Origin of the sequence: Chryseobacterium sp. SIMBA_038, assembly GCF_046535115.1 — a bacterium.
In the GTDB taxonomy this organism is placed as follows: domain Bacteria; phylum Bacteroidota; class Bacteroidia; order Flavobacteriales; family Weeksellaceae; genus Chryseobacterium.
On record NZ_JAWRXH010000011.1, the window covers coordinates 91800 to 115799 of the forward strand.

Annotated in this window: 24 protein-coding genes and 1 tRNA gene; 18 read left to right on the forward strand and 7 right to left on the reverse strand. The window is 33.5% G+C overall.

Annotated elements, in window-relative coordinates:
- The first annotated feature begins 247 nt into the window (after nt 1-247).
- From SB689_RS21740 to SB689_RS21790, 11 genes are all read left to right on the forward strand, one after another.
- Nucleotides 248-3211 carry a SusC/RagA family TonB-linked outer membrane protein gene (locus SB689_RS21740; RefSeq protein ID WP_410694175.1) on the forward strand — a complete coding sequence of 988 codons (2964 nt, stop codon included), beginning with the start codon at nt 248-250 and terminating at the stop codon, nt 3209-3211.
- Nucleotides 3212-3222: 11 nt separating this feature from the next.
- A complete protein-coding gene (locus SB689_RS21745; protein ID WP_410694176.1) occupies nt 3223-4734 on the forward strand; it encodes a RagB/SusD family nutrient uptake outer membrane protein in 1512 nt (503 codons plus the stop codon).
- Nucleotides 4735-4881: 147 nt separating this feature from the next.
- Nucleotides 4882-5499: a hypothetical protein gene (locus SB689_RS21750; RefSeq protein WP_410694177.1), complete on the forward strand. Its 618-nt coding sequence runs from the start codon at nt 4882-4884 to the stop codon at nt 5497-5499.
- Between the two features lie 59 nt (nt 5500-5558).
- Nucleotides 5559-5849 (forward strand): winged helix-turn-helix domain-containing protein, encoded by a 291-nt coding sequence (locus SB689_RS21755; protein WP_054511899.1) that lies wholly within the window; start codon nt 5559-5561, stop codon nt 5847-5849.
- 75 nt (nt 5850-5924) lie between these two features.
- Nucleotides 5925-6224 carry a hypothetical protein gene (locus SB689_RS21760; protein WP_410694178.1) on the forward strand — a complete coding sequence of 100 codons (300 nt, stop codon included), beginning with the start codon at nt 5925-5927 and terminating at the stop codon, nt 6222-6224.
- Nucleotides 6225-6240: 16 nt separating this feature from the next.
- On the forward strand, nt 6241-6726 hold the full coding sequence (locus tag SB689_RS21765) for a Coq4 family protein (protein WP_410694179.1): 486 nt from the start codon (nt 6241-6243) through the stop codon (nt 6724-6726).
- Between the two features lie 7 nt (nt 6727-6733).
- Entirely contained in the window at nt 6734-7024 is a 291-nt protein-coding gene (locus SB689_RS21770) for a hypothetical protein (RefSeq protein ID WP_410694180.1), read from the forward strand.
- An 18-nt stretch (nt 7025-7042) separates the two neighbouring features.
- Nucleotides 7043-8413, forward strand: coding sequence for a DUF4173 domain-containing protein (locus SB689_RS21775; protein ID WP_410694181.1), 1371 nt, complete (start codon nt 7043-7045; stop codon nt 8411-8413).
- Between the two features lie 10 nt (nt 8414-8423).
- Nucleotides 8424-9095, forward strand: coding sequence for a DUF1361 domain-containing protein (locus SB689_RS21780; protein WP_410694182.1), 672 nt, complete (start codon nt 8424-8426; stop codon nt 9093-9095).
- Between the two features lie 323 nt (nt 9096-9418).
- Nucleotides 9419-9958, forward strand: coding sequence for a hypothetical protein (locus tag SB689_RS21785; protein WP_410694183.1), 540 nt, complete (start codon nt 9419-9421; stop codon nt 9956-9958).
- A gap of 45 nt (nt 9959-10003) precedes the next feature.
- Nucleotides 10004-10516: a hypothetical protein gene (locus SB689_RS21790; protein ID WP_066752482.1), complete on the forward strand. Its 513-nt coding sequence runs from the start codon at nt 10004-10006 to the stop codon at nt 10514-10516.
- A gap of 186 nt (nt 10517-10702) precedes the next feature.
- Here the strand turns inward: SB689_RS21790 and SB689_RS21795 are convergent, their stop codons facing one another.
- The 4 genes from SB689_RS21795 to SB689_RS21810 form a co-directional block, all read right to left on the reverse strand.
- Complete coding sequence (locus SB689_RS21795; protein ID WP_410694184.1) at nt 10703-12388, reverse strand: S8 family peptidase; 1686 nt, start codon at nt 12386-12388, stop codon at nt 10703-10705.
- A gap of 126 nt (nt 12389-12514) precedes the next feature.
- Nucleotides 12515-13198: an FKBP-type peptidyl-prolyl cis-trans isomerase gene (locus SB689_RS21800; protein WP_410694185.1), complete on the reverse strand. Its 684-nt coding sequence runs from the start codon at nt 13196-13198 to the stop codon at nt 12515-12517.
- Nucleotides 13199-13228: 30 nt separating this feature from the next.
- Nucleotides 13229-13678 (reverse strand): D-aminoacyl-tRNA deacylase, encoded by a 450-nt coding sequence (gene dtd / locus SB689_RS21805; RefSeq protein WP_410694186.1) that lies wholly within the window; start codon nt 13676-13678, stop codon nt 13229-13231.
- Between the two features lie 2 nt (nt 13679-13680).
- The gene (locus tag SB689_RS21810; protein WP_410694187.1) at nt 13681-14133 is read right to left on the reverse strand and encodes a hypothetical protein; all 453 of its coding nucleotides are present in this window, start codon (nt 14131-14133) and stop codon (nt 13681-13683) included.
- A 109-nt stretch (nt 14134-14242) separates the two neighbouring features.
- Here SB689_RS21810 and greA point away from each other — a divergent pair, with 109 nt between their 5' ends.
- From greA to SB689_RS21845, 7 genes are all read left to right on the forward strand, one after another.
- Entirely contained in the window at nt 14243-14713 is a 471-nt protein-coding gene (gene greA, locus SB689_RS21815; protein ID WP_410694188.1) for a transcription elongation factor GreA, read from the forward strand.
- 53 nt (nt 14714-14766) lie between these two features.
- Nucleotides 14767-15156, forward strand: a complete 390-nt coding sequence (locus tag SB689_RS21820) for an HIT family protein (RefSeq protein WP_410694189.1) — start codon at nt 14767-14769, stop codon at nt 15154-15156.
- A gap of 66 nt (nt 15157-15222) precedes the next feature.
- Entirely contained in the window at nt 15223-16410 is a 1188-nt protein-coding gene (gene clpX / locus SB689_RS21825; RefSeq protein ID WP_410694190.1) for an ATP-dependent Clp protease ATP-binding subunit ClpX, read from the forward strand.
- A gap of 77 nt (nt 16411-16487) precedes the next feature.
- Complete coding sequence (locus SB689_RS21830; RefSeq protein ID WP_410694191.1) at nt 16488-18458, forward strand: T9SS type A sorting domain-containing protein; 1971 nt, start codon at nt 16488-16490, stop codon at nt 18456-18458.
- A 5-nt stretch (nt 18459-18463) separates the two neighbouring features.
- Nucleotides 18464-18676, forward strand: coding sequence for a signal peptidase (locus SB689_RS21835; protein WP_410694192.1), 213 nt, complete (start codon nt 18464-18466; stop codon nt 18674-18676).
- Nucleotides 18677-18736: 60 nt separating this feature from the next.
- A complete protein-coding gene (locus SB689_RS21840) occupies nt 18737-20023 on the forward strand; it encodes a TlpA family protein disulfide reductase (protein WP_410694193.1) in 1287 nt (428 codons plus the stop codon).
- Between the two features lie 44 nt (nt 20024-20067).
- Nucleotides 20068-20141, forward strand: a tRNA-Met gene (locus SB689_RS21845).
- A 62-nt stretch (nt 20142-20203) separates the two neighbouring features.
- On the opposite strand, the gene SB689_RS21850 is transcribed toward SB689_RS21845, so the two are convergent.
- The 3 genes from SB689_RS21850 to SB689_RS21860 form a co-directional block, all read right to left on the reverse strand.
- Nucleotides 20204-21508, reverse strand: coding sequence for an HlyD family secretion protein (locus SB689_RS21850; RefSeq protein WP_410694194.1), 1305 nt, complete (start codon nt 21506-21508; stop codon nt 20204-20206).
- Complete coding sequence (locus SB689_RS21855; RefSeq protein WP_410694200.1) at nt 21498-23690, reverse strand: peptidase domain-containing ABC transporter; 2193 nt, start codon at nt 23688-23690, stop codon at nt 21498-21500. Before SB689_RS21855 ends, SB689_RS21850 begins: the two co-directional genes overlap by 11 nt.
- A 97-nt stretch (nt 23691-23787) precedes the next feature.
- On the reverse strand, nt 23788-23982 hold the full coding sequence (locus SB689_RS21860; RefSeq protein ID WP_410694195.1) for a bacteriocin-like protein: 195 nt from the start codon (nt 23980-23982) through the stop codon (nt 23788-23790).
- Nucleotides 23983-24000 lie beyond the last annotated feature (18 nt).

The following is a 24000-nucleotide window of genomic DNA, read 5'->3' on the forward strand; positions in this document are numbered from 1 at the left end:
TCGTTGATTTTTTCAACGATTTTTTTTTGTTTTTAAATGTGCTTTGTCGTGAAAAAATATTTTACTTTTTAAATATTTCTTTAATGAATTATTTAAATTTATTTAATTGCTTATTTGTTAATTTATTGATTAATGATCTTATTTAATTAAGATTTAATAATAAATCATTAAATTATTAATAAATATTTTGCTATATTAATATTTATTAACACATTTGTGTCCTAAAGAGAAAACAAAAACACACAAAATGATGAAATTAAAGTTTTGCACGCTTAGCGTTGCAACAGTATTCTTTATTGGTCAAAATTTTTCTGCACAAAAAAAGAAAAGTGACACTCTAACCAAAGAAAAGCAAATTGACGAAGTTGTGATTGTAGCCTATGGTTCTCAGAAAAAAGAAACACTTGTTGGTTCAAATACTGAGATCAAAGCCAAGCAATTTGCAGACCGACCTATCACCAATATCGGGCAGGCTATTGACGGCGCGAGTCCCGGTGTAAAGATAAGTACGGGAACAGGACAGCCGGGAAGCGCTCCCAGTATTCAGATAAGAGGAATCAGTTCTTATGCGGGCTCAAACGATCCTTTAATTATCTTGGACGGAACCCCTTTTACCGGTTCATTATCTGCAATTAATACGAATGATATCGCATCTTTTAATATTTTGAAAGATGCCGCATCTACATCACTTTACGGATCTGCAGCTGCTAATGGAGTGATCCTGATTACAACAAAATCAGGTAGAAAAGGAGGGAGAGATTTGCTTAATTTTAATATGAGTACCGGGTATGTAGGAAGATCAATATCTGAATATGACAGAGTAAATGTATATCAATATTATCCTCTTATCTGGGAGGCTATGAGAAACGGACAATTGGCTACAGGAAGTACTTTGGCAAATGCAAATGCGTACGCTTCCAACAACTTAATTTCGGGAGTTTTAAAACAAAATGCTTTTGACATTCCAAATAATTTGTTGGTAGTAGATGGGATTCTTAATCCTGATGCAAAATTAAAATATACTGATCTTGATTGGCAAAAACCATTAATCAGGACAGGTTTCAGACAAAATTACGAATTGAATTACAGTGGCGGGACAAACAAAACCACTTATTATTCATCAGTAGGCTATACCAATGAATCCGGATATCTTGTAAAGTCAGATTTTGAGAGATTTACGGCAAAATTAAAAGTAGATTCACAAATTCGAGACTGGTTAAAATTAGGAACAAGTCTTAATGCTGTATCTTCTTACGGAAATAATGCTATAGATGGAGCTAATAGCAACAGTTCTTATGTTAATCCGTATAACTGGATAAGAAACATTGGCCCAATCTACAGCCCATTTGCACACGATCCTAATACATTTGCTACTCTATACGATACAAACGGGAATGTAATTTATGATAATTCTGCAAGAGGTGCAGATGCTGCGTCCGGAAGAAATGTTATTCAGGAGAATCTTTTAAATAGTGATATTTCTAAAAACTTTTATATTGTTTCCAGAGCATATGCCGAGTTTAAAATTGATCCCTATCTTACACTTTCTACCAATGTAGGATATGATGTTAGGAATAACAGAAGAAGTAAATATGGAAATAAAATTATTGGGGATGCAGCACCTGCAGGATCATCTGAAAGAACTTCTATCATTGAGCAAACACTTACATTCAATCAATTATTAAATTATAAAAGAAAATTTGGAGCACATAATTTTGAACTTTTGCTAGGTCATGAAAACTATAAGTATATGTACGAATATTTGTATGGATACAAAACTGGGCAGGTTGTTGATAATAATGTGGAATTAATCAACTTTATTACTCCTACTTCTTTAACTTCTCAGACAGATAACTACCGTAAAGAGAGTTTCTTCTCAAGGTTGAATTATGATTATCAATCCAAATATTTATTATCAGGATCTGTGAGATGGGACGCATCATCAAGATTTGCTAAAGATGTGAGATGGAACCCATTCTGGTCTTTGGGAGCAGGATGGAGAGTAAAAGCGGAAGATTTTCTTAAAAACTCTAGTACAATAAGTGAATTGAAATTAAGAGGTTCATATGGACAAGTGGGGAACGATAATACGAATACAAGCGACAATGCCCAGAATTTTTATATGTATCAGAATACCTATAGTTTAGGGTATAATAATGCTCAGGAAGCTGGGATATTATTTAACACAAAAGCTGATCCTACAATTACATGGGAATCAAATAATCAATCTGATGTGGCTTTGGATTTTGGGCTTTTCAATAACAGAATTACAGGTACGGTAGAGTATTACAATAGGATTACAAAGGATATGATATTCCCTGTTCCTCAGCCTGTTTCTGCGGGAATTCCAGGGAACGCTATTTATAAGAATGTAGGAACAATGTATAATAGAGGGTTTGAGATTGGTATAAATGCTGATGTAATCAAAACTCCAAATTTCGTATGGAGCCTAAATGCAAATGCTTCTACTCTTAAAAATGAAATAACTGAATTATCAGACGGAATTACAGAAATTATTAATGGAACTAAAAAAATATCTGTAGGACATTCGGTATATGATTATTGGATGAAACAATGGTATGGTGTAGATCCTGCAGATGGATCACCTTTATTTTTGGTTGCCGATGCATATGCCAATACTCCGGCTTCAGATATAAGAACAGTAAATGGTGTTTTGGTTACCACTAACCATAATAAAGCTAAACTTGATTATTCAGGATCTGCTATCCCTAAAGTGTTTGGTAGTTTTGGAACATCTTTAAGTTATAAGCAATGGGCTTTATCAACAATGTTTACTTATCAAATCGGAGGTAAGACATATGATTCTAATTATCAAGGTTTAATGTCGAGCTATTCTCAGGGAGGAGCTCTAAGTACAGATATTTTGGATCGATGGACGACCACGGGACAAATAACGGATATCCCAGCTTTAAACTCTTCAACTTATCTAAATTCTAATGCTACCTCAAGCAGATGGTTAGTAAAATCAGATTTTATATCATTAAGACAGGCTACTTTAAGCTATAGTTTCAATCCCGATGAAATTTCAAGGTATGGACTTTCCTCTTTAAAATTACTTTTATCGGGCGAAAATATTTGGAGCAAAACAGCAAGAAAAGGTTTAGAACCTGGCCAGTCATTTAATGGGACTACAACAAACAGATATACTCCGGCAAGAATTATTTCAATCGGAGCCAATTTATCATTTTAAAAAAACACATTATGAAAAATATCAGAAAACATTATAAAAAAATATTTGCAGTTTCTTCAGTATTAGCCATACTTTCGATGAGCTCTTGTCATAGCGATTATTTAGACACAGATCCTACAACTTCAGTTTCGGAGCAGGCAGCTTACTCTACAGCAAGTAATTTAATGGCGATCATCAATGGGATGCATAGAGATATGTATTACCGACAAAACTCTAGTCAGGGACAAAATGGTCAAGGCGGGATTATGATCATGATGGATGCACTCGGAGAAGATTTGGTTTTTCCATCGACAGGTAATAATTGGTACATTTCAACCGTCAGATGGCAAGATCAGGTAAATGAAAATGCTTCAAATGATTTTTATCCATTTCAATTCTATTATGCATTAATTAGAAATGCAAACCTAGTAATAGCAAATGGACCAAATGTTCCGGCTCCTACTGCAGCTGATGCTACAACAATAAAGCAGGCAATTGGGGAAGCTTATGCATTTAGAGCATTTAGTTATTATATGTTGGCGCAGATTTATGGTAAAAGATATGTACCAAACACAACAAATAACCAGCTGGGCGTGCCGTTAAGATTAGTTGCAGATGAGGTACCAATGGCTAGAAATACAGTTGAGGAAGTTTATACTCAAATAAATAATGATTTAAATGAAGCATTAACTAGGCTTACCGGAAGTACCAGAACAACAAAATCGCATTTTGATGAAAAAGTAATTTTAGGTTTAAGAGCAAGAGTAGCTTTAACACAGGGAAATTATACATTAGCTGCATCTTCTGCTAAAGCGGCACGAGTAGGATTCAATCTTATGGATAACGCTACTTATATGGCTGGATTTAATAATTTGGCAGGAAATGGAGAATGGATGTGGGGAGCTATTATTATCTCTGATCAGACCGATTATTTTGGAAATTTTGGAGCTTATATGTCAAGAAATTATAATTCTACCAATATCCGTCAGGCTCCTAAAGCTGTGAACAGTAAATTGTATAATATGTTCCCGACGACAGATGTAAGAACAAAAGTTTTTGATCCTACTGGAGCTCATACTTCTTTGGGGTTACCTTCAAATTTTGCAAAGTTTCCTTATACAAGCCAGAAATTTCTCTCGGCAAGTGTCTCAGACAGTAGAGTAGATGTGCCTTACATGAGAGCGGCAGAAATGTATCTTATCGAAGCGGAAGCATTGGCAAGACTAGGAGATGAAGCAAATTCTAAAATAGTTTTTAATGCATTTACGAAAAACAGAAACGTACCATATACAGGAGCTTCTACAACGGGGGTTGCGTACATAACTGAAATTTTGAACAGCAGAAGATTAGAATTATGGGGTGAAGGATTCAGATTTTTTGATCTTAAAAGACTAAATCAAGGATTAGATAGAACAGGTGCTAATCATTCAACTGTTGTAGATAATAATGTATTGACAGTTGCAAACACGGATAAGCGTTGGGAATTTCTTATTCCAAAAGCTGAAATCAATGCCAATCCATTGATTGTACAAAATCCTTTGTAAAAAACATTTTCAAACAAATTTTAATATTTTTGATAGACCTCGCATTAGCAAGGTCTATTTTTTTATTTTGAAATTATCCTGAATCATTTCAAAAAATATTTTGCAGATTGAAAATAAATTATAACTTTGTATTTCAAAGTTCTTTATATGGATTCAAAAAACTATCACGAAGATCTGTCGCATATTCGTTCCATGATGGAGCGTTCTTCCAGATTTATTTCACTGAGCGGGTTATCCGGAGTTGTTGCTGGTTTGACTGCACTTATTGGTGCCGGTTATGTGTATGTTGTTTTTCAGAGAGAGGGAATCAGTTATTTAGATGGTGAGAGAAATATTCTTGGTCCATCTTTAGTCAAAGAACTTGTTTTCATTGGTGTCGTAATCTTGTTGGTGGCAATTCTTAGCGGCTATATTTTTACTGCAAATAAAAGTAAAAAGAAAGGATTGAAGATTTGGGACAGTACAACAAAGCGCCTTTTGGCGACCTTTGCAGTACCTTTGGTAGCGGGCGGGTTCTTTTGTTTGGCTCTTCTTTATCATCATCTTTTTGTTTTCATTGCTCCAGCAACACTGATTTTTTACGGTTTGGCTTTGGTAAGCGCAGAACGATATACATTGACAGATGTAAAATATTTAGGATACTTTGAAATAGTTTTAGGATTACTTTCCCTATTTTTCTTGGGATGGGGATTGTTATTTTGGGGATTTGGCTTTGGAGTTTTGCATATTGTGTATGGATTGATAATGCATAAAAAATATAAATAAGACATAAATTTGCGCTTCGGAAACTAATTCCTAAGCCCTGCAATCTATCACCTGAAATTATGATCAATATAAATCAACTCAATAAAGAATTCGAAAGCCGTGTAAGATTGGGCATTATGTCCGTTCTCATGGTCAACGACTGGGTTGATTTCTCGGAAATGAAGAGTCTTTTGGAAATTACAGATGGAAATTTAGCCAGCCACAGCAATGCTCTGGAAAAAGCAGCTTATATAGAAGTGAAAAAAGAATTTGTAGGTAAAAAACCTAAAACATCTTACAGAGTCACACAAAGTGGGAGGGAAGCCTTTACAGAACATTTAAATATGTTGGAAAAATTAATAGGGAGATAAGCTCTATATTTTTTTGTCTTTAAACTTTGTAATTCAAAGTTCTTTGTTTAAATGAGATTAAAAAAAATAATCAATATGGAAAACCGTGAAATTTTAAATGTTGGAAAATCTATGTTTTGGGGCTCTTTTATATTAGGAAACATCTGCCTTTTTGGATACTTGTTTACAAAAAATGAGGAGTTTGCCATCGGAGGATATTTGCTTCTAATTATAGGTTCTATTATAAACTTTATTGTAGTCTGCTGTCTGGTAATTGGTGGACTTATTAACAAAAATAAATTTGGTATTTACTTAAAATCAATTGGTATCATTCTCATTAATATTCCTTTAGCAATAATTTATACCATAATAGGACTTAGTATAATAGGATTTTAATTTAAAAATATAAACTATGAAAAAATTACGCGTTCAATTTTTGCTTTTCATGTACGAAAACTCTCAAAAACAATATCGAAAATACTTTAAAAAGAAAAAAAGACAATGGCAATTCAATGAAAAGCAATTGTTAAGCTTTAAAGAAGATTCACTTGGAAAAACGATGGGAGAATTTTATCAAAAACACGGCTTCAGAATGATTCCCAAGATGGAAAACCACGATGTCTACCACCTTATTACCGATTACAGCACCAATATTCAGGATGAGATTGCGATGCAGTATCTGCTTTTCGGGAATGGTAAGAGAAGCGCTTACCTTTTAGGAGTTTTGCTGTTGGGAACTTTTGTCTTTCCTGAATACTTTAAAACCTATAGAAATGCTTTCCAAAAAGGCCGTAACATGAGATCATTTCACGATTGGGATTTTGAAAATCTCTTGTGGCAAAATTTTGATCATTTGAAAGATTTTATCCAACAAAAACAAACTCCGGTTTTATATTAATAAAGTCATGAAGAATATAAAGTTTAGCACAATAGGAAAGAATGTATTTCTTATTTCATTTTTGTTTGGGACAGCGATCTTTCTTGGATTTTGCATCACAAAATCATGGTTTTTTGTATGGATGGGATTCTATTATATAGTTGCTGCTGTTATCGTAAACATTATTGTTTTTCTACACGAATTGTTAGCATTTATAATTGATGTAACAGATGAAAAACTTCACGGAAATTCTATGCTGCTTGTTCTTCTCAATATTCCGATAGCACTATTATATTTTTTCATATTCATTCAATTTTAACCCTTTAATTATAAAAACATGAAAACACATCATTATATATTACTGACAACCTTAGCATTTATCATCGTATTTTACGATGAAAATGTAGGATTGAACCTGGGAATTCTAGGAATCATTTATGCAGCACTTACGTTATACAAAACGCCTGAGAAAAACAGAACCAGAACATTTCTCATTCTTTTTGTAACGAGCATTCTTTCGAGCATTGCTTTTGCTTGGTATGGGGATTTTCCTTCGTTTTTGGCGATTGCAAGTTCACTTTTGCTGTTGTCTTACAGATCAAAAAATAGAAGATTGAAAACCCTTTTTCTTATCCCCGTTTTTGTGGTCAACTGCATCACATTTATCTGTAGATTTTTCAATTTTGATAAATGGCTACCGAAAAGAAATATCTCCGGATTATGGCAAAAAACATTGGCTTTTGTACTAATTCCGCTTGTGTTGATCGCTATTTTCTTTGGAATTTATTCCGCGGGAAGTGATCATTTTGCGAATCTTTTCAAAAATATCGAATTAGATATTAATTTCTGGCAACTTTTAGTAATCACGGTTTTAGGCTTCTTTTTCGCATTCAATTATTGGAATTATTCAGTTGAAAAACTGATCTACAAAAAGAATCATATTTTAGATGATAATTTCACGGAGGAAAATAAAATTCAGAAATCAACATATTCTTTTCTTGATCTGGATGCTGAAAGAATGAGTGGAGTTATTTCTTTTTTTTCATTAAATATTTTATTAATATTCTTTATCGCCACCTACAATTACGAACAGTTTTTTGAATCTGTAAAAACGCCCAATCAACTTTCTGAAGAAACACACGAAAGGGTAAATGCGGTAATCGTTTCGATCGTAATGGCAATTTTGGTGATTATGTTTTATTTTAAATCGAGTTTCAATTTCGATTCTAAAGCAGGGTTAATGAAAATTTTAGCGAAAATCTGGATTGCATTAAATGTAATTCTTGTTTTCTCTGCAATGATGAAAAACTATGAATATATAGTGAGTTATGGTTTTACGTACAAAAGATTAGGCGTTTGCGGATTTTTAATTTTATCATTAATTGGTTTAATTATGACATTCATTAAGATTCAAAAGAAAAAAAGAAACGCATTTCTATTCAATACGATGGTTGGATATGTGTACGGAACTATTTTGGTTTGCAGTTATTTCAATTGGGGAGGTTTTATAACTTCTCAAAACTTAAAACGCAATCATTTTGATGAATATTATCATACAACTTTTGTTAATTTTAATGAAGAGTATTTATTAAAATATGCTAAAGAAAAGCATTCCAATGTTATAAAAAATAGTGTTCTGGAAAGAGTACGAATTCAACAAAAGGAAAATTTCTTATCCAAGGTTCTTTATTATCAAACCATTAAATAATTTGTTCACAATGATGGAAAAGTTAAAAAACAGCCACAGATTTGAAATTACGATTTTGCTGATATTGATGACATTATTTTGTTTCAGCCTTTCAATTTTCAGATATTATTTGAGTGATACAAAAGTGTTTTTCTTTCTGAACTGGAATTTATTCTTGGCATGGATTCCTTTTATAATAAGCAGTTTTTTATTGATATTTAATATTAAAAGTAAAGTTGCATTAGCTTTTGCGATTGTCGTTTGGATATTATTTTTCCCGAATTCACCCTATATTCTGACTGATCTTTTTCATTTGAAAACCAGAAATTCAGTGCCTATTTGGTATGATCTTATCGTTATTCTTTCATACGCTTGGGCAGGATTAATTTGCGGTTTTATAAGTTTATTGGATATTGAGAAAATGCTTTCATCCTATTTTAAAAGATCTACGATTAGCATTATTGCTGTTTTATTTCTATTCCTAAGTAGTTTTGGAGTGTATCTTGGTCGATTTTTAAGATGGAACAGTTGGGATGTTTTAAACAACCCGTTTGGATTATTTAATGATATTGCAGTGAGATTTATCTATCCATTAGACTACACAAAAACATGGGGAGTTACTGTATTAATGGGAATTATGCTCAATTTCATGTACTTTATGTTGAGAGCAGTCAGAAAGGGGACTTTGATTCCTGAAAAATAACAGACTAAGCATTTTTTAAGGTTTTAATATACTTTATGGAACAATTTTAGCTTCTAAATAGATTCATTAGTTAAACTTGTTTAAAGCTTAGTTATTTTAACCACAAAAGAAACAAAAGATTAAACAGATTATTTAAGTTTATAATGAACGGCAAAAAAGAACACATAAGTTTTTAAAAATCTTTGATTTTTATTCTTTTGAGAGCTTTTGTTTTCAAAATAGTTAAAATTAAATAGTTCAATCATGGCTTTTGTATCTTTTGTGGTTAAATTTTTTAATAAGCTTAAATTAAAACTCCAATGTCTCATTTAAAAATAACTATTATGAAAAAATCCTTATTGTTGATCCCATTGATTATCATTTCTTGTAAAAAAGAAGCCAGTATTACGGAAACACCGAGTAAAGATTCAATGGCGGTCACAGAAATGCCGGACTCTCCATCCAAAGTAGATTCGGCGACAATAAGAATGAAAGATTCAATCATCAACAATTCTCCTGTTACAAAAGAGGTCTTGAAAACCGGAGTAATGAGGAATATGAAAGAAGGACAGATCATCAGAACAGCCGATGCTTCTCAACTTCCGTTTACGCTTGGAGAAGAGTTTACAAAAGATAATCAGGAATTGGTTTTAAAAATTACAAACTACGAAAAACCCGATATCAAGGCTGCGATTTCCACTAAAGAAAAAGATTTTAATATCAGATTCAATCAAATAAAAACACCGGATGGAAAGTATGACGGACCTTTCGGAAGAGAGATGACTCATGAGGTTGTCGGTAAAGGTGAAGTTTGGCTAATTATAGGAAAGAGTAATATGGCTTCCGGAAATACAAAAGGGAATTTTAAAGTAAGCGTAGAATAATTTTGGTACAATTTCTGTAAGTCATTCTATAAAAGAAGTACTATTATGAAAAATATGATATTAACAGCGATGGTAGCCTCTGCAGCTTTAGTGAGTTGTGGAACGGTACAGTCGCTTGTCCAGAATACATTTCCTTATACAACCAATGTTTTAATTTCTACGGGAGTTCCTGCTGATAAAGAAGTTTCTTCTACTGCAACGGCTACGAATGTTCAGACTTGGTTTGGAGGGAATAACAATGCACAGATTAAAGATGTAAGAATTTCAGATGCTAAAATTTCTGTGGTTTCTCCATCAGGAGGAAACCTGAGCGCTCTAAAATCTATCAAAGTATTTATTTCTTCAAGCGGAACCAAAGAAAGATTAGTAGCTTCTCGTTCAAGTATTTCTACTGATGGAGCAAGTTTAAATCTTGATCTGAATGACACAGGATTTTTGGATGAAGTAGTAAAAAGTTCAGGAGTTACTGTAAGAACAGTTTACGAATTGAAAAATCAGACAAGTTCAGATATGAACTTAAAAATCGCACTTAATTTCAGCAGTGTACCTGCGAAATAGTTTTTATAAAAGGTTATTTAAAAAAACGTCTCTCAAAATTTTGAGAGACGTTTTTAATTTTATCGTTATAACTGAAAAGATCTTTGTGAACTTTGCTGAGTAGAACGCCTTTGCGAACCTTAAAAACAATTAGTAGTCAAAAAATCTTAGTGGACTTTGCGTTAAAAATTATTATTAAAATTAAATTTATTGCTTAATAAATTTCTCAACAACTCTTCTTTGCCCATCTGTAGCATTAATAATATAAGTTCCTTTTGGAAAATCAGAAATATTCAATTTTTCATCAGATGAAGTTGAACCTTTTAAAATAGATTGTCCTGCCATGTTAATGATCTCAAAGTCTATATTTTTTTCCGGGCTTCTCACTGAAATAGAATTGGTTGCCGGATTAGGATAAACTTCAATTTTTAATGGAGTTACATTTGTACTTCTTGCAGAAAGTACAAGACTGCTTTCCAATTGCTCGATAGCAGCTTTGATGTTCGGAAGAGGGCCGATTTTTGTGGTTAAAGTTCCTCCCTGAGGAATTCCTGTTGTTATCAATAGGTTTTTCATCGCTGCCGGAGTTAAAAACTGCCCGGTAGCCTGACGATAATAAGATTGAATTAAAATAGCTGCAGAAGATACAATTGGTGTTGCAGAACTTGTCCCACTGAAAAGCGTGTACGTTCTGTTGGTATCTCCGTCATAAGTCGCCCAACCGCCATAACCTGCGGCTAAAACATTTTGCCCCCAACCTTGTACATCCACTCTGTTACCATACGTACTGAAACTTAATTTTGAGTGTGCGGTCGTATTAGTTCCTGCCCCAACAATGATAGCACCGCTGTTTCCTCTTGCGTTATAAGCCGCATAAAAAGAAGCATCAAGATTTTCGTTACCATTTCCTGCTGCTGCAATAATGATAATTCCGGATTCTGTTGCTGCTTTTGTTAAATCCCAGATAAGATTGTCATATTCTGCCGGAACATAATTGGAATTTTGACCTCCGGTTTGCATTTCGTACAAAACAATATCTCCGGCCTGAGAAGCATTAATAGCTCTTGTTACGGCTGCAACTCTGTTGTATGAAGCGGTTGTCCATTCTAAGAAACCTTTCATTTCAGTTGCATTGTAAGCACTTCCAGAAAGTCCGATATTATCTTTTGCTGAACCTAAAATACTCATCACGGCAGTTCCATGATCAAGCCAGCTGTAATAAGTACTTGTTGGAGTTGTTAATGATGTATTTGGAGTAACTCCGGATTCTAATTGAACGGTATTTCTGTCAACCAACATTTCATGAGTTTTGTGGAAACCATATTCTACATCACGAACTCTCACATTTTGCCCTGTGATTCCTCTTGACCATGCATAATTTACATTGATTCCTGGATTTTCAAATAAATAAGTTTGAGAAGCCTCTAAATTAGGCGTAATGACAAAAGTAGCCGTTGCAGGCGGTTCAATGGGTTCATTACTTAATATTGAAGCATATTCTATTTCTGAAAATTTTTCAAAACTTTCTGCTAATTTCAAAATATCTTCATTGCTTTTCACTGAAGTTTCAACTTTGAAAATTCTTCTTAATTTTTCAATTGATTCTCCCGAGTTTTTATTTTTCTTGCTGCTTTCAATCATTTCGTTCAGTTTTCTATCACTGAAACCGAGATCGTTCACAAATGAAATTTCGTTTGCTCTTACAAATTCTTTGAATGCAGGATTTTTGCTTTGTGTGTAATTAATAATATCAACAGCATTGGCGTTTTTAGAAAAAGCAACATAAAGACTGTGTGAGTTTGAGTTTTTCTGTAATTGAAATTCTCCCTTTCTATTCTGTCCAAAAGATAGGAAGAAGCAGAAAATCGATATAATAAAGATTCTGGTTTTCATAGGCGTTTTTCAGGTTTTAGGTTTTGTTTAATTCTGTAATTAGGGAATAAAGATAGTGATTTTAAGTTTATTACAAAAAAACGTCTCCCAAATTTTGAGAGACGTTTTTTATTGTAAATCAATTTCTTATTTAAAATCTACAAGCTCAACATCGAAGATTAACGTTGCTCCTGGAGGAATTACTCCGCCAGCTCCACTGTCTCCATATGCTAAATCAGAAGGAATATAAAATCTGTATTTAGCACCTTTGCTCATTAATTGAATACCTTCTGTCCATCCTTTTATAACAGATGAAATATTTAATTCAATCGGTTTTCCACCTTGTTTTTCTGTAGAATCGAAAATGGTTCCATCCATCAATTTTCCGCTATATGATACAGTAGCCGTGCTTGAAGCAGTAGGTTTTGCTTTTCCGTCACCTGGAGCCAAAACTTCATATTGTAAACCGCTTGCTGTAGTTGTTATTTTCTTGTTTAGCTTATTTTTTGTAAGAAATTCGGCTCCTTTCTTTTTGTTTTCTTCAGCTTTTAATTTGTCCTGAGCCTGTCTTTTCTCATTTTGTTTCTGCATGAAACCTTGTAAGAATGGACCCATTTCTTCTTTTGGTAATAATCTTGGCTTATCCGAAAGCTCATCTTTTATTGCCTGAGCCAAAAGATCCGGATCAATAGTAAGTCCTTGCTTTTTAAGATTTTGAGCAATGTCAAGACCTATGTAATAAGACGCTTTTTGATCGTCAGTATAAGATTTTTGAGCATAAGAAAAATTAATTCCTGCAAGAAGAACTAAAGTAACTAAGGTTTTTTTCATTTTTTGTATAAATTATTATCTGTTGTAAATTTAAGCTTTTGTAATGGAATCCATGACAATTGTCACGGGTCCGTCATTAATTAGGGATACTTTCATATCAGCTCCAAAAATTCCACTCTCTGTTTTTAGTTCTGATTTTGAAATTTCTTCTTTAAAATAATCAAAAAGAGGTATGGCTTTATCCGGTTTTGCTGCTTTGATGAAAGACGGACGGTTTCCTTTTTTGTAATCAGCAATTAACGTAAACTGACTGATGCAAAGAATCTCTCCGGAAATATCTTTTACAGAAAGATTGAGTTTATCATCTTCATCCCCGAAAATTCTAAGACTTAAAATTTTCTGAACCAACCAATCGGCGTCATTTTTTTCGTCATTTTCATCAATACCAACCAAAAGCATCAGCCCTTTTCCGATTTCTCCTACAATTTTGCCATCGACTTTTACGTTCGCTTCTGAAACTCTCTGTATTACGACTTTCATTTTTAATAATATATATTTAAAACATTACTATTTGAGTCATAATTAGACAGATAAGTCTTTGGTGGAATGTTAGCAACAGCAGTTGGCTGTCCGGTTAGTAAGATCCATTTTGCATTGTCTTTCGGGCACACCACACTGATGTCATCCTTAACCTCAAGAGTAGTGTTGGTATCTGGACAAATATGTGGTGCATTTCTGTCGTAGATTTTAAATGTCGTGCTGGAAGCTCTAACAACGATCAGCCCTCTGGTACCCGAACTTTGTTCATCAATGTATTTCCAGCCTCCAACCTGGTTCAGAGAATAGTAAGCAGGAAGATTAAGGTTTAATATTACACCAATGGGAGCGTTCGGAAAACAACTGACAGTATCTTCCCTGCTACCGCATGAATTTATAGTTAAATTACTGAATATCAGCAATATGAAAATAGATAAGATTGAGAAACTTTTTTTCATTTCAATTTAAATTTTTATATATTTGTAAAACTTAAACGATTATTACAACAAAACATTGTCCGGCAAATGTCGGATTATTTTTTTATACTAAAACTAAATTTTGAAAATTATGGCAAGCTATGTAACAAAGGAGGGTTTAGAGAAAATGAAAGCTGAGCTGGAACAGTTAGAAACTGTAGAGAGACCAAAAATTACTCAGCAGATTGCAGAAGCCAGAGACAAAGGAGATTTGTCGGAAAATGCAGAATATGATGCTGCTAAAGAAGCACAAGGTATGTTGGAAATGAGAATTTCTAAACTTAAAGACGTTGTTTCTTCTTCAAAAATTATAGATGAAAGCCTATTAGATACTTCAAAAGTTTCAATTTTAACAACAGTGAGACTTAAAAATAATGCGACAAACCAAGAACAGACTTTTAAATTGGTACCAGATAACGAAAGTGACTTAAAAACCGGGAAGATCTCAGTAAATACTCCGATTGCTAAAGGTTTGCTGGGAAAAGTAATTGGTGACACTGCAGAAATTACTTTACCAAACGGAAACAAATTGTCTTTCGAAGTTTTGGAAATTACTCTATAAACTAATATCTAAATTCTAACATCTAACATCTAACATCTAATTTCTAATAAAGGATGAGTACAATATTCACAAAGATCATTAATGGAGATATTCCATCATATAAAATTGCAGAAAATGAAGATTTTGTTGCTTTCTTAGATGCAATGCCGTTAGTGAAAGGACACACTTTGGTAGTTCCTAAAAAAGAAGTTGACCTTATTTTTGATCTTGACAGCGAAGAGTATAAAAACCTTTGGGGATTTGCTCAGGAAGTTGCCAAGAAAGTAAAGAATGCGATTCCTTGCGTAAGAGTAGGAGTGGCAGTTGTAGGATTAGAAGTTCCTCATGCACATATTCATTTAATTCCTTTAAATAACGTGGAGGAAATGAATTTTAAGAATGAGAGATTAAAATTAACAAACGAAGAATATACCGAGATTCAAAACTCAATTATTAATTCTTAAAAAATAAGGAGATCGTAAAGAAGAAATTTTTTACGATTTTCTTTAACATATATATAATAGTATAAGATGAATTCAAACCAATGTTCTTTCTGTGGCAGAAAAAGAAGTGAAGTTCAAATGCTTATTTCTGGTCAGAACGGTTTTATTTGCGAAAATTGTATAGAACAGGCTCATTTAATTGTAAAGGATGGCGGTTCTAAAACAGAACAGTCTCCTGCAGAAAATATTGAAGAGCTGAAAAAGCCTAAAGAAATCAAAGAATTTCTTAATCAATATGTAATAGGACAGGATCAGGCAAAAAAACAATTGTCGATTGCCGTTTACAATCATTATAAAAGATTACTTCACGCTCAAAACGAAAATAGAGAAGTGGAGTTGGAGAAATCAAACATCATCATGATTGGTGAGACGGGTACAGGAAAAACTTTATTGGCTAAAACTATTGCCAGAGAGTTGAATGTTCCGTTTTGTATCGTAGATGCAACGATTTTAACAGAAGCTGGATATGTGGGAGAAGATGTTGAAAGTATTTTGTCGAGACTTTTGATGGTTGCTGACTATGATGTTGAAAAAGCAGAAAAAGGAATTGTATTTATTGATGAAATTGATAAAATTGCAAGAAAATCTGATAACCCGAGTCTTACAAGAGACGTTTCCGGGGAAGGTGTTCAGCAAGGTTTATTGAAATTATTGGAAGGAAGTATTGTGAATGTTCCGCCTCAAGGAGGAAGAAAGCATCCTGACCAAAAATATATTCAGGTAAATACTCAAAATATTTTATTTATTGCAGGTGGAGCTTTTGATGGGATCAAGGAAATCATCGAAAGAAGAATGAATAAGCAGGCAATAGGTTTCAGCTCAGAAAAGATCAATAAAGTGGATGAGGATGATTATGTATTAACAAATATTAATGCAATCGATCTTCGTACTTTCGGATTAATTCCCGAACTTTTGGGCAGATTTCCAATCATTACTTATCTCGATAAACTCACGAAAGAAGTAATGGTTCGTATCATGAAAGAGCCAAAAAATTCAATTGTGAATCAATTTGTGGAGCTTTTTAAAATGGATGGCACGAATTTAGTATTCACAGACGGTGCAATTGAAAAAATTGTAGAGGAAACAATGGAGAAAGGTTTGGGAGCCAGAGGGCTTAGAGGAACCACTGAGAAAGTACTTGAAGACTACATGTTTTCAATAGGAGAGGAGAAAGAAATAGTATTAACCGAAGATAATATTTTTGTTAATAAATAAAATATATTTTTTTCCTTGAAAAAAAAATCTTACCTTTGCGGGTGAAGATTGTATTAACACACAAATAATTATATACAATGAGAAAAAGTTTATTTGCTATTGGTTTATTAGCAGCCGCTTATTCTGTTCAGGCGCAGAATGTTCTATTACATGTAGACGATACGGCTACTACGTTCGTGAGTAAAGGCACCCTAGTATTTTCTGGAGGTGGCGTACAAATGAGAGGAAATGGAGTCGTTGAAAATCACGGTAACTTTATGGTTAGCGGGACTACATCAGATTCCTTTAAGACAATTACTACAGGAGATGTAGATAAGACAGAAGCTAACGGAGGAAGTAACTTCGTTAACAAATTAAATGAACCTGCTGCTTATGATCAGCAGAATGCTAATGATGGAGGGGTGACAGCACCTGTTTATACATATGGGCAGCTTTATATTACTGGTGTTCCACAAGGTAATATTACAGGTATCGTTGACGAAGAAATGAGACAGATTAAGCATGGAGATTACCAACAAATGGGTATGCCGTTCTTTCAAAAATCTGTTGCTTCTTTAGGAACTGAAGTTGGAAAAACATTTAGTAATGTAAGAGGATCTAAAAATGATGTTCTATTTTGGAGAAACAATCAGGTAGATGCTAATCATTTTGCTAATCTTAATATTCATAAATTTGGAGATTCTGCTTTAGGATTTGCTTATTACATGATTGGAGGTCAGGGTCTTGATTTAACTACTACAAGAACAATAAAAGGACGTCCTCTTTCAGATGACGGATCAGTTATTGTGGCTTCTCCAACACTGCACGGAGCTGGTGAAAATGTTACTTTTGGTAACTTCGGACAGGGACATAATGCTTTTAATGAAGCATATAATACTTATGTTTCAGATGAATTCAATACTGCATCAGGTAAGTGGCAAGGTAATTTTGGTAAAAACATGTACCAATTTGCTAATCCATATCTTACTAATTTAGATTTAACTAACATTGGAATAGCTGAGACTAATGGAGATGGTGTAAATCTAAGTAATATCTATGGTGTAAGAACAGAAGCAACGGGAGTTGTTCAATCTGGAACAGGTAATACTGCTGCAAGTTATAAAGTAGTTACTTTTAATGCTGGAGTTCCTACGGGAGATGCTTCATCTTTAGTGGTAAGACCGTTCGGTGCATTTACTATTAAACTTAATAATAATTCTAACAATGATGTTCTAAACTTTGGTAATCTAAGAAGATTTAATTATCATGGTAGATCATCAGGTACTCCTTATAGTGTTGCTGCAGCTAAAAATGGTGCAACAGGAACTGTTAAACAATTAGGAGTTATTGCTCTTGATATTAACGGCAAAGAATTAGATAGAACATATTATGTTGTTTATCCAAACGGTACTACAGGAAATACTTCAGCTCAGAAAACTCAGTATGCGGCAACTACATCTAATCTTTTAGGTACTTTTGAAGAAGCTGCAACTGGAGGTATTGATCCTAACTTTAGTTCTAACTATTGGTTATACATCAACGAAGCTAATGAAAATGACTTTAAAGGTAAGAATATTAGCTTGATGAATTATAGTTCTCAAATTAAATCTTATAAATTTGAGATCAGAGAGAATGCTGAATTAGTTGCTAACGGAACACACCAACTTTCAACAGGTGTTGGTTTCTATTACAAAGCTCCAAATGGAACTGTAATGCAGGCAAAACAAGGTGAAACAATCCCTGTTACTACTAATGCATCACCTTATGATTTATACTATGGAGAACCTAACCGTGATGTTTTAGCAACAGCGCAAAGTCCTGTTAAGTCTTCAAGAACGATGGTTGTTTATAACCCGGAAATTACTAACTACATTGTTAGATTTGATCCAAACTGGAAAAAAGCAGATATTGAAGTTTATGATATGAGTGGTAAACTGGTAATCTCTAAAAAAGCAGTAAATACTTCTACGGATTTTGTAATTGAATTAGATAACTCTATTAAAAATTCTTACGTAGTAAAAATTGTTTCTGATAAGGGAGAAACTGTTAATACCAAAATCTTAAAATAAAATATATGAAAACTATAAATAAACTAGTAGGTACTTTTTTTCTTTTAATTGCATTTATGGGAAATGCGCAAAAAACAATTGTTGTAGATGATCCTACTGTACAAGGTACAGGGCCAGGTGTTTCATCACCGATTGATATGTATGTTTATGCTTTAGGCGCTATTGCAATCATGTTTATTGCATTTTATACTAAAAGATATAAAGGTCAAAAAATATAAAATTTTATTAAAATATTTTAAACTCTCCGATTAATCAGAGAGTTTTTTTATTTTTACATTATGAAAAAGATTTACATACTATCAGCAGTATTATCTGCATTTTCTTTACAGGCTCAGTTCACTGTTACAGTACAGACGCCTGCAGATTTTAAAGAACAAGATGCTATTCTATATACTTTAAACGGTTCGAAAGATATCATTGCATCCAAAGAGCAGGTTAAAAACAATACTTGGACTTTTAAGTATCCTAAAAATTATTCGGGTATGATGAAGATCTACTTTCCGAATACTAATAATTCGATTAGTTTTATTTCAGAAAATAAAAATGTAAGCATAAAATTAGAAACTCAGGATAATAAAGTTAAGAATATTGTTTATCAGGATGAGTCTAATGATTTAATGAGTAAGTTACAGGAAGGATCTCAGAAAAAAGAATTGATTTTACCCGCTTTGGCTCAAATTAAAGAATATTATAAAGACAATACTGATTTCGGGAAAGCTTTAAAAACAGAGATAAGCAGACTTTCTGGAGGACTTAGTTCTGTTGATCAGGCTCAACATCCTTTTATTTATTATTATAATACTAATTACAGTAAGTTTTTATCGGCGGATAGCGCTAAAAAGGTTACTCAGGACGATATCGTTAACTTCCTTGATAAATCTAACGATCTTCTTGAAACATCATCATTATTAAGACCTATACTTGTTGCTTACCTGAATACTGGAGGGAACACGAATGTTGGTGCTTCTGTAGACAAGCTTTTAGATACATTAAAAGTAGAAACGCCACGTGGGCAGACCGTTTTATCTGAATTGATTGATATCTTTGATGTATATGATATGAATGAATTCAAGGATAAATATCTTGGTCTTGCTAAAAACCTTAAGTGTACGATTAATGACAGGTTAGCTTCAACGATTAAATCGAATACAAATGTTGAGATGGGAGCTACCTTCCCAAATAATAAATTCCAGTCTCCTTTGAATACAACAGCAAAGTCATTGTATGATGTAAAAGCTGATAAGAAAGTCATTGTTTTTTGGTCGTCTACTTGTTCACATTGTGAAAGTGAACTTCCAAAATTATTGGAAAAATATAATGATTTAAAAGCTAAAAACATTCAGGTAGTTGGGCTTTCTTTAGATACAGATAAAGATTCATACAGCAAAAAAATAACTGTATTTCCATGGATCAATGATTCGGAATTAAAGGGATGGAACAGTAGTTATGTAGATACTTACAATGTTCATGCAACTCCGACGTATTTTATTTTAGATGCTAACAATAAGATAATCAGCAAACCAGAACATGTAGGCGATGTTTTGGAATATTTTAAGATAAAATAATTTTGGTGGTAAGTAAATATTTTCTATATTTGCACCACCAAAACGGCGAGGTAGCTCAGTTGGTTAGAGCGCAGGATTCATAACCCTGAGGTCACGGGTTCAATTCCCGTCTTCGCTACAATAGCGAGAAAAACCGCAACATTAAGTTGCGGTTTTTTGCTTTTCTATATGTAAAGAATATCAACTTTGATATCCCAATAATTTTCTGATTTGATAGAAGAACCTCTCGATAAGTCTTAAATCCTGAGTTACAATTTCAGCGCTTCCTCTAAGCTCTTTATCAAAAACTAAGGTTTTATTATAACTTGTCTTTAATCCTTTCGGAAGAATAACGTCTACATAATAATTTCCTTTATCATCTGAAGAAAGAGAAATATTTTGAACCCTTCCTTCTACTATTCCATATTCCTGGAAGCGATAATTATCAAGTTTAATTAAAACTTTTTCTCCTGGAGTTATCTTCCCTGAGTTTACCGCCGGTACAGACATTCTGCCTACTAATTTATCCTTGTTTTTAGGAAGAATGGATAAAATAGCATCTCCGGTTTTTACGAACTGATTTTCGCCAAAAAACTGCTGAAAACTGGCCACACCATCTGTTGATGAGATAACCAGATAGTTCTGCTCCCATTGCTTCAAAGATTTTCTTAATTGCTCAAATAACTGCAATGTTTGTGAAGAATAGGTGATTTTGTCTTTTTCGGTATTAATAACAGTTCCGCTTTTTGTTCTATTAAGATTAGAAATACTTTCTTCCATTTGAGATAATGAAATATTGATATTTTCTAAATTCTGCTGAGCCTGTAAGTATTTGATTTTTTCATTTTCAAGTTCCATTGCAGCAATAACCCCTTGATTGAACAATTCCTGTGAACGTTGATAGCTTTTCTTTGTAATCTCATACTTTGCCTGTTCCAGACTTTTCTGCTGTTTCATCGTTAGAATTCTCATTCTATATTCAGATAGACTCTGATTTGCAGCTAAACTTTCCGGAGCATAAGGTTGTAATCTTGTAAAAAGTTCTTCATCCTGAAAAGCTTTGGCAAAATTATTATAATCACCCTGTAATTCGCCCAATTTAAAATGTGAACTCTGACGAACTGGAAATGAACCTAGCTGATTAGGAGAAATAGAATCTACCAGCTTTTTAAGCTCTAAAATATCGCTATAATTAGCAGCAGACTGCATCACCATTAAGACCTGATTTTTTTTAACCTCCTGATGGTCTTTAATGAATATTTTTTCAATTTTAGAACTGATTCTTGCCTCTAATTTTTCCGGAGGATTTTGTGATGTAACAACAATAGGAGCGGGGATAAATTCCGGATATTTTATTACATAACTCATTCCTAAAATAAGCAGAAGTATAATAAAAATAATGGTATTTCCCCAACGGATCATCCAGTGGGGCGGTTGTGTAAGAATGTCCTGAACACTTTCAGAACGTAATTCTATGTTATCTAAAATATCTTTGTTAGTTTCCAAGTTCTAATTGATTTTTTACAAGTCTGTAATATTCGCCTCTTAATGCCACTAATTCTGCATGACTTCCTTCTTCAACCACATTTCCTTTGTCTAAAACGATAATTTTGTCTGCATGTTTTACGGTAGAAAGTCTGTGAGCAATAACAATGGCAGTTTTTCCCTTAAAGAATTGTTCCAGATTTTCCATAATGATTTTTTCATTGTTGGCATCTAAAGCGGATGTTGCTTCATCAAAGAAAATATATTCCGGAGATTTATAAACTGCTCTTGCGATGAAAAGTCTTTGTTTCTGGCCACCGCTTACACCTAAACCTTCATTTCCAATCTTTGTGTTATAGCTTAATGGTAAACCTTCGATAAAGTCTTTAATATTGGCAATTTCTACGGCTTTTCTTAGCTTTTGTTTATCAATGTAATCTTCGCCAACTCCAATATTATTGGCGATAGTATCATTGAAAACATAGCCTTCCTGCATTACCACACCGCATTGATCACGCCAAAATCTTGGAGAAACATTCTTCAATTTTGTATTTCCGATTTTAATATCACCTTCAGTTGGTTCATAAAACTTCATTAATAGTTTTAAAAGCGTAGTTTTTCCACTTCCACTGGCTCCAACAATAGCTGTTGTTTTTTGGTATGGAATAGTTAAGTTTAACCCTTCAAAAACAAAAGCATCAGAACCAATATATCTGAACGACATATCCTTGATATCTATATCCTTTTGAGGAATTTCGGCAACGTATTGTTCTTCTTTATTTTCTTCATCATCCTTATCATGGATTTCACCTAGCCTTTCAAGAGAGATCTTGGCATCCTGAAATTGTTTAATGAAATCAATAAGCTGTAAAAGCGGACTGTTAAGCTGTCCGATAATATACTGAACGGAAAGCATCATTCCCAGTGTTAGATTTCCTTCCAAAACCAATTTAGCAGAAAGAAAACTTACTAGAATATCTTTCATTTGGTTAATGAAATTTCCTCCGACAGACTGCCATTGTTCTAATGATAAAGATTTAATTCTAATCTTAAATAATTTTACTTGCAAGAATTCCCAGTCCCAGCGTTTTTGCTTTTCGGCGTTATGCATTTTAATTTCCTGCATTCCGTTGATAAGTTCAATCACTTTACTTTGTTCCTGAGAAACCTGTGAGAATCTTTTATAATCTAATTCTTTTCTTTTATTAAGGAAGAAAGTAATCCATCCGATATATAAAACAGCGCCTATCAAATAAACGACAAACAGCCTGTAATCATAAAACAAAAGAACAATACTGAAAATAACAAGATTCACCAATGAGAAAAGGGTATTTAGAGATGAACTCGTCAAAAGCTGTTCTATTCTGTGGTGATCGTTGATACGCTGCATGATATCTCCGGTCATTCTGGTATCAAAGAAACTTATAGGAAGTTTCATTAATTTGATAAAGAAATCCGAAATAATAGAAATATTAATTCTCGCAGACAGGTGGAGCAGGATCCAGCTTCTTATCATTTCAATTCCCATTCTGCCAAGGAAAAGCATAACTTGGGCTAATAAGACAACGTAGATGAAATTTAAATCCTGATTCTGAATTCCGACATCAACGATACTTTGGGTAAGAAAAGGGAAAATTAATGATAATAAGCTTCCCGCTAAAAGCCCGACCGCCAATTGAGCGACCAATGATTTATATTTTAATAAATATTTTGAAAGGAAAGTAAAACTTGCTTTGCTTTCTTGATCATCAAATTCGGTTTGAAAAAACGCGGGAGTGGTTTCTAAAATAAGAACGATACCTTCTTCTGTTTTTTCATTGGCATTTTCGCCGATCCATAGTTTGATGAATTCATCTCGGGAATAGGTGATCAGCCCATAACTTGGATCTGAAATATATACTTTGTTATTTTTATCAATTTTATAAACGACTACAAAATGGTTTTTGTTCCAGTGAACAATGCATGGGAAGGGAACTTCTTCTGCAAGGGTTTCAAAATCAATTTGAACTCCCAATGAGCGAAAACCTAAGTCTTCCGCTGCATCGCTTAAACCTAATAAGCTACTGCCTTCTCTTGTAGTCTCAGAGAGGTTACGGATTTGCTGTAAGGAAATGCTTTTTCCATAATGTTTGCTTACGATACGAAGACATGTGGGACCGCAATCCTTGGAATCGGGTTGACGGTAGAAAGGAAAAGTTTTCAACTTCAATTATCTATCTATTTGTTTAAAATAAGTTGCCGCCATTTTTTGACGGCAACCTTTCTCTTATGTTTAAAAGTATATTAACTTTTAATGATTCTTAGTAGCAATATCTATTGCAATAACGTATGCAAAAGCTAAAACCAAAATCTGGATCTGGTGGGGAAGCTGTTTCGCAAGCTGCTAATGTCGTAAAGCATGCAGTAGATGCAGCCTGTCCTCTTGCACATTCTTCCGTGATTCCTCCTTTTACTGTTTTAAGATTTTCTCGGGATAGTTTTCTTAGGTTTTTCATAGCTTAAAAAATTTGTGA

Excerpts from the sequence above, each read along its gene's own strand:
- SB689_RS21830 (WP_410694191.1), top strand. The coding sequence starts at position 16,488 with ATGAGAAAAAGTTTATTTGCTATTGGTTTATTAGCAGCCGCTTATTCT.
- SB689_RS21740 (WP_410694175.1), top strand. The coding sequence starts at position 248 with ATGATGAAATTAAAGTTTTGCACGCTTAGCGTTGCAACAGTATTCTTT.
- SB689_RS21755 (WP_054511899.1), top strand. The coding sequence starts at position 5,559 with ATGATCAATATAAATCAACTCAATAAAGAATTCGAAAGCCGTGTAAGA.
- SB689_RS21745 (WP_410694176.1), top strand. The coding sequence starts at position 3,223 with ATGAAAAATATCAGAAAACATTATAAAAAAATATTTGCAGTTTCTTCA.
- SB689_RS21785 (WP_410694183.1), top strand. The coding sequence starts at position 9,419 with ATGAAAAAATCCTTATTGTTGATCCCATTGATTATCATTTCTTGTAAA.
- SB689_RS21775 (WP_410694181.1), top strand. The coding sequence starts at position 7,043 with ATGAAAACACATCATTATATATTACTGACAACCTTAGCATTTATCATC.
- SB689_RS21790 (WP_066752482.1), top strand. The coding sequence starts at position 10,004 with ATGAAAAATATGATATTAACAGCGATGGTAGCCTCTGCAGCTTTAGTG.
- SB689_RS21750 (WP_410694177.1), top strand. The coding sequence starts at position 4,882 with ATGGATTCAAAAAACTATCACGAAGATCTGTCGCATATTCGTTCCATG.
- SB689_RS21840 (WP_410694193.1), top strand. The coding sequence starts at position 18,737 with ATGAAAAAGATTTACATACTATCAGCAGTATTATCTGCATTTTCTTTA.
- SB689_RS21860 (WP_410694195.1), bottom strand. The coding sequence starts at position 23,982 with ATGAAAAACCTAAGAAAACTATCCCGAGAAAATCTTAAAACAGTAAAA.
- greA (WP_410694188.1), top strand. The coding sequence starts at position 14,243 with ATGGCAAGCTATGTAACAAAGGAGGGTTTAGAGAAAATGAAAGCTGAG.
- SB689_RS21820 (WP_410694189.1), top strand. The coding sequence starts at position 14,767 with ATGAGTACAATATTCACAAAGATCATTAATGGAGATATTCCATCATAT.
- SB689_RS21765 (WP_410694179.1), top strand. The coding sequence starts at position 6,241 with ATGAAAAAATTACGCGTTCAATTTTTGCTTTTCATGTACGAAAACTCT.
- SB689_RS21770 (WP_410694180.1), top strand. The coding sequence starts at position 6,734 with ATGAAGAATATAAAGTTTAGCACAATAGGAAAGAATGTATTTCTTATT.
- SB689_RS21795 (WP_410694184.1), bottom strand. The coding sequence starts at position 12,388 with ATGAAAACCAGAATCTTTATTATATCGATTTTCTGCTTCTTCCTATCT.
- SB689_RS21835 (WP_410694192.1), top strand. The coding sequence starts at position 18,464 with ATGAAAACTATAAATAAACTAGTAGGTACTTTTTTTCTTTTAATTGCA.
- clpX (WP_410694190.1), top strand. The coding sequence starts at position 15,223 with ATGAATTCAAACCAATGTTCTTTCTGTGGCAGAAAAAGAAGTGAAGTT.
- SB689_RS21810 (WP_410694187.1), bottom strand. The coding sequence starts at position 14,133 with ATGAAAAAAAGTTTCTCAATCTTATCTATTTTCATATTGCTGATATTC.
- SB689_RS21800 (WP_410694185.1), bottom strand. The coding sequence starts at position 13,198 with ATGAAAAAAACCTTAGTTACTTTAGTTCTTCTTGCAGGAATTAATTTT.
- SB689_RS21780 (WP_410694182.1), top strand. The coding sequence starts at position 8,424 with ATGATGGAAAAGTTAAAAAACAGCCACAGATTTGAAATTACGATTTTG.
- SB689_RS21760 (WP_410694178.1), top strand. The coding sequence starts at position 5,925 with ATGGAAAACCGTGAAATTTTAAATGTTGGAAAATCTATGTTTTGGGGC.
- dtd (WP_410694186.1), bottom strand. The coding sequence starts at position 13,678 with ATGAAAGTCGTAATACAGAGAGTTTCAGAAGCGAACGTAAAAGTCGAT.